Genomic DNA, 4,924 nt, shown 5'->3' with positions numbered 1-4,924 from the left:
GCCCGTGCCGACCGCCACGTCCCCGCCGGGGAGCACCATGATCTGACCCGCCGGCAGCCCGGCGGGCATCGCTACCGGCCCGGCCGACCGACCGGGCACCGCACCGAGGCGCACCGGGCCGATCTTGAGCCGCCGGTCGCGGAACGTCGTCCAGGCTCCCGGCGCGGGAGTGGCGGCCCTCGCCAGCCGATCCACCGCGATCGCCGGCTTCGTCCAGTCGATCCGGGCCTCCTCGACGGTCAGCTTCGGCGCGAAGGAGATCCCCTCGGCGGGCTGGGCCACGGGCCGTACCGTCCCGTCGGCGATGCCGTCCATCACCGCGACCAGCAGCCCGGCGCCGGCCTCGGCGAGCCGGTCCAGCAGGTCACCGGAGGTATCCGTCGGCCGAACCCGCTCGGTGAGGACACCGTAGACCGGACCGGAGTCCATCGCCGGTTCGATCTGGAAGACGCTCGCGCCGGTCAGGTCGTCCCCGGCGAGCAGGGTGCGCTGCACCGGAGCCGCCCCGCGGTAGGCCGGCAGCAGGGAGAAGTGCAGGTTCACCCAGCCGTGGCGGGGAATAGCGAGCGCCGCAGGCGGTAGCAGCGCGCCGTAGGCCACCACCGGGCAGCAGTCGGGCCCGAGGCCGGCAAGCGTGGCCAGGAACTCCGGGTCCCGGGGCCGGTCCGGGCTCAGCACCGGGATGCCGGCCTCGTCGGCCAGGACGTGGACGGGGGGCGGCTTCACCTTCCGCCCCCGCCCGGAGGGCCGATCGGGCCGGGTGACAACCGCGACCACGTCATGGCGCGGGCTGTCGATCAACGCCCGCAGGCTGGGCAGAGCCACCGCCGGGGTACCGGCGAAAACAAGACGCATACGCGAAGCACCGATCCGTCGCGACGTCATTGCCGACGCCGTGACCGTCTCCGGGGGTCATCGATCCGAGGTGTCCGACCGGGCCGGGACCATCCCGCCGTTCTCCGGCCGGGAGTACGGGCTGACGTCCACAGGCCTGTCGCCGCCGACGACCGTACCCCGCCGGCGCTCGGAGGTGGCGGACAGCCGCGGTCCGGGCCGGGCCCGCGACCGGGGATCATGAGCCATGGCGCGAAGCCGGCCGTGGTGTGCGGGGCCACGCCAGGCGGTACGAACCAGACCACGCCGGCGCTACCCGAGGACCACCTGCCGGCGCTACCCGAGGACCAGGGGGTCGAGCTGGATCCGTAACCGGCCGGTGGTTCGCCGGGTCGCGAGGACGCCGCGAGCGGATCGCAGCGAGGCCGCCAGGGCCGCGCCGCGCTCGCGCCGGACCCGGATCAGGACCCGTTCGATCTCCTCGGGGCCGGAGGTGGCGCTGTCGGGGCCGCGCTGCCCGGCGCCCACGGCGGACGGATCGCCCTGGTTCGCGCCGTCGAGAACGGCCCGCGCGGACGGTGCGGGGGGCAGCGGTACCGGCCCGAGCACATCGGCGCCGTCGGGAAGCTCGACGGCGGCCAGCAGCTCCGCGACCGCCGCGGCGGTGCCCGCTACGGACGCCATCCGGGTCGCCGGCGGGAACCCCAGCTCCGCCCGCTCGTCGGCCTCCCGGGCGACGAACGTGCCGGGATCCCAACGGACGAGCGCCTGGACCGGCCCGAGTCCGGCGTCGGCCGCGACGATGACCCGCCCCCCGCGCGCGGCGGGCCGGGCGAGCGCGGCGGCGGCGGTCCACCGGCGCAGAGTCTCCTCCCCCGCACGCAGGTCGGGACGGCCCAGCAGAGCCCAGCCGTCGAGGAGCAGCACCGCCCCATAGCCGCCGTCCGCCACGGGCTCCGCCCCCGGGGTCGAGATGACGAGGGCCGGTTCGGCGGGCACGGTGGCGAGCACCCCGTCCCGGCCGGAGGTGCGGACCGGGACGCCGGGAAAGGCCCGCCCCAGTTCCTCCGCCGTACGACGATCTCCCGTCACCGAGGCGCGCAGCCGCGGGCCCGAACAGGACGGGCAGTGCCAGACCGCCGCGGCGACCGGACGGCCGCACCACCGGCAGGAGAGCGCACCACCGCCCGCCGCCCGGCCCAGCGGCCCCTGACAGCGCGGGCACCGGGCGGGCCGCCGGCAGGCCGCGCAGGCCAGTGACGGCTGATATCCCCTCCTCGGCACCTGGACCAGTACCGGCAGACCGGCCGCCAGCGCATCCCGGGCGGTCCGCACCGCGAGGGAGGGCAGCCTCGCCGCCCGGGCTGCGGGATCACGGGCGTGTTCGAGGTCGGAGCCGGTGGCCTCGGCCCGGGGAGCCAGCGCGCGTACCTGCTCCCGGGGCAGCACCACCGGGTGCGCCCACCCCGTGCGCACCAGCGCCTCGGCATCCGTCGACGGGCAGAACCCGCCGATCACGAGCGCGCACCCCTGGAGCCGGGAGCGCAGGACGGCGACGTCTCGGGCGTGCGGGTACGGGGCCAACGGCTCAGCATGCAGGTCGTCACCGTCATCCCACACCACCACCAAGCCGAGCTCGGCCACGGGCGCGAACATCGCCGCGCGGGTACCCACCACCGCCCGCGCCTGTCCGCGGCTGACCGCGAGGAACGCGCGATACCGCCGGGCCGGGCCTAGATCGGCCCGCAGTGCGATGGTGGTCTCCCGACCGACCGCGGCGACCATCGCCGCCTCGACCCGATCGACATCACGATGATCGGGTACGACGACGAGTACGCCGCGACCGGACGCCGCCGTAGCGGCGGCCGCGGTGGCAATCATCTCCGGCCAGGCGGGGCCGGGCGGGGCCCACCAGACCGCCCTCGGTGACCTGCCCGCAGCCAGGGCGGTGAGCATCGACGGACCCGTGGGATAGCGGCCCCACTCGCCGGGTTCCGGCGGCACAGCCTCAAGCCCCGGCGGCACAGCCTCAAGCCTCGGTGAGACAACCTCCGCCCGGCCGTGGCGGGGAGGCACGGCGAGCCGGAGGACGTCGGCCAGCGTGCCGGCGTAACGATCGGCAACCGCGCGGGCGAGTTTCGCGACGGACTCGGACAGCACAGGCTCCGGCGAGATCGACCGGGCCAGCGGCGCGAGCTGACCGGAATGGTCGGAACTCTCGCGACGCTCCAGCACGAACCCGTCGACCAGCCGGCCCGCGAACCGGACCCGGACCCGGGACCCCGGCACCGCCAGGTCAGCCAGGTCCGCCGGCACGAGGTAGTCGAAGGGGCGGTCGAGATGGGCGAGCGGAGTGTCGACGGCAACCCGCGCCACCGGCAGCCGCGCGGCGAGCGGCCGCGGCGAACCGGGACCCGCGGAGCGCGAAATTCCCGACCGCGAAGCCCCTGACCGCGAAGCCCCCGACCGGGCACCCCCCGGGCCGGCCGCTGACGGGCTGAGGCCGGGGAGGGTGCCGGGGTGCTCGGTCATGACGGCATTCGTACCAGCCGCCTACGACATCCTCCGACCCCGTTCATCCTCCGACCCCGTTCCCTCGCCGGGACGGCGACCGGCGGGACACGACCTCCCCGATCTCCCGATCCGCTCCCGGGACCCGCGTGGCAGGGGTCCCGCGGGGGCGGGAGACGAGCGTCGGGTCAGCCCTTGACGGCGCGCTGGAGAGCCTCGGCGCGTGCGGTGGACTCCCAGGTGAAATCGAGCTCGGGGCGACCGAAGTGGCCGTAGGCGGCCGTCTGGGCGTAGATCGGCCGCAGCAGGTCCAGATCCCGGATGATCGCTGCGGGACGGAGGTCGAACACGCTCGTCACCGCGTCCTGGATCTGGATGTCCGGGACGGTTCCGGTGCCGAAGGTCTCCACGAACAAGCCGACCGGCTGCGCCTTGCCGATCGCGTACGCCACCTGGACCTCACAGCGGCTGGCGAGACCCGCGGCGACGACGTTCTTGGCGACCCAGCGCATCGCGTACGCGGCGGAGCGGTCGACCTTGGACGGGTCCTTGCCGGAGAAGGCGCCACCGCCATGGCGGGCGTAACCGCCGTAGGTGTCGACGATGATCTTACGGCCAGTCAGGCCGGCGTCACCCATCGGGCCGCCGATCTCGAACCGGCCGGTCGGGTTGACCAGCAGCCGGCGCCCCTCGGTGGCGATCTCGAGCAGGGCCAGCTCCGGCTCGACGACGTACTCGGCGATGTCCGGCGCGAGCAGGGTGTCCAGATCGATATCGGCGGCGTGCTGGGAGGAGACGACGACCGTGTCGAGCCGGGCCGGCTTCCCGTCGACGTACTCGATGGTCACCTGGGTCTTACCGTCCGGGCGCAGGTAGCCGACCTGGCCCTCCTTGCGGACCGCGGACAGCCGCCTGGCGAGGCGGTGCGCCAGCGCGATCGGCAGCGGCATGAGCTCAGGGGTCTCGTCGCAGGCGAACCCGAACATCAGGCCCTGGTCGCCGGCGCCCTGCCGGTCGAACTCGTCGTCGGCGGAACCCTCGACGCGGGTCTCGTGCGCCGTGTCGACGCCCTGGGCGATGTCCGGGGACTGCGCGCCGATCGACACGCTGACGCCGCAGGACGCGCCGTCGAAGCCCTTCTTGGAGGAATCGTAACCGATCTCCAGGATGCGCTCGCGGACGACGGAGGCGATGTCGACGTAGGTCTTTGTGGTGACCTCGCCGGCGACGTGGACCTGACCCGTCGTGATGAGTGTCTCCACGGCGACCCGGCTCTTCGGGTCATCCTTGATCATGGCATCGAGAATCGAGTCGCTGATCTGATCGGCGATCTTGTCCGGATGCCCCTCGGTGACGGACTCGGACGTAAACAGGCGCGTCGCCACTGGACTAACCCCCTGGGTGATCCGGTTGATTCCGACGAAGCTTACCGAGGTGCCGCGAGGGGTACACGCAGCGCCTCGGCGGGCGTTCCATCGGTCCGATCGGCCGTAAGGCCGACCACGAGGTCGAGGATCCGATGCGCGAGGAGGTCCTTGCTCGTGCGCTCGATGGCCGTCTCGCCACCGCGGGGGTCCAG

Annotated in this window: 3 protein-coding genes; all 3 read right to left on the bottom strand. The window is 74.0% G+C overall.

The window, feature by feature from the left end; translation table 11 throughout:
* On the bottom strand, positions 1-855 hold an 855-nt coding region (fmt, locus tag ACY45C_RS02660), incomplete at its 3' end, for a methionyl-tRNA formyltransferase (RefSeq protein ID WP_462186071.1).
* A gap of 315 nt (positions 856-1,170) precedes the next feature.
* Complete coding sequence (locus ACY45C_RS02655) at positions 1,171-3,366, bottom strand: primosomal protein N' (protein WP_462186070.1); 2,196 nt, start codon at positions 3,364-3,366, stop codon at positions 1,171-1,173.
* Positions 3,367-3,533: 167 nt separating this feature from the next.
* Positions 3,534-4,730, bottom strand: coding sequence for a methionine adenosyltransferase (gene metK, locus ACY45C_RS02650; RefSeq protein ID WP_462186069.1), 1,197 nt, complete (start codon positions 4,728-4,730; stop codon positions 3,534-3,536).
* Positions 4,731-4,924 lie beyond the last annotated feature (194 nt).

This window comes from Frankia sp. CcWB2 (assembly GCF_977927585.1).
This window is presented reverse-complemented; position numbering and strand designations above follow the sequence as displayed.

Coding starts and splice junctions, on each gene's coding strand:
- ACY45C_RS02655 (WP_462186070.1), bottom strand. CDS start 3,366: ATGACCGAGCACCCCGGCACCCTCCCCGGCCTCAGCCCGTCAGCGGCC.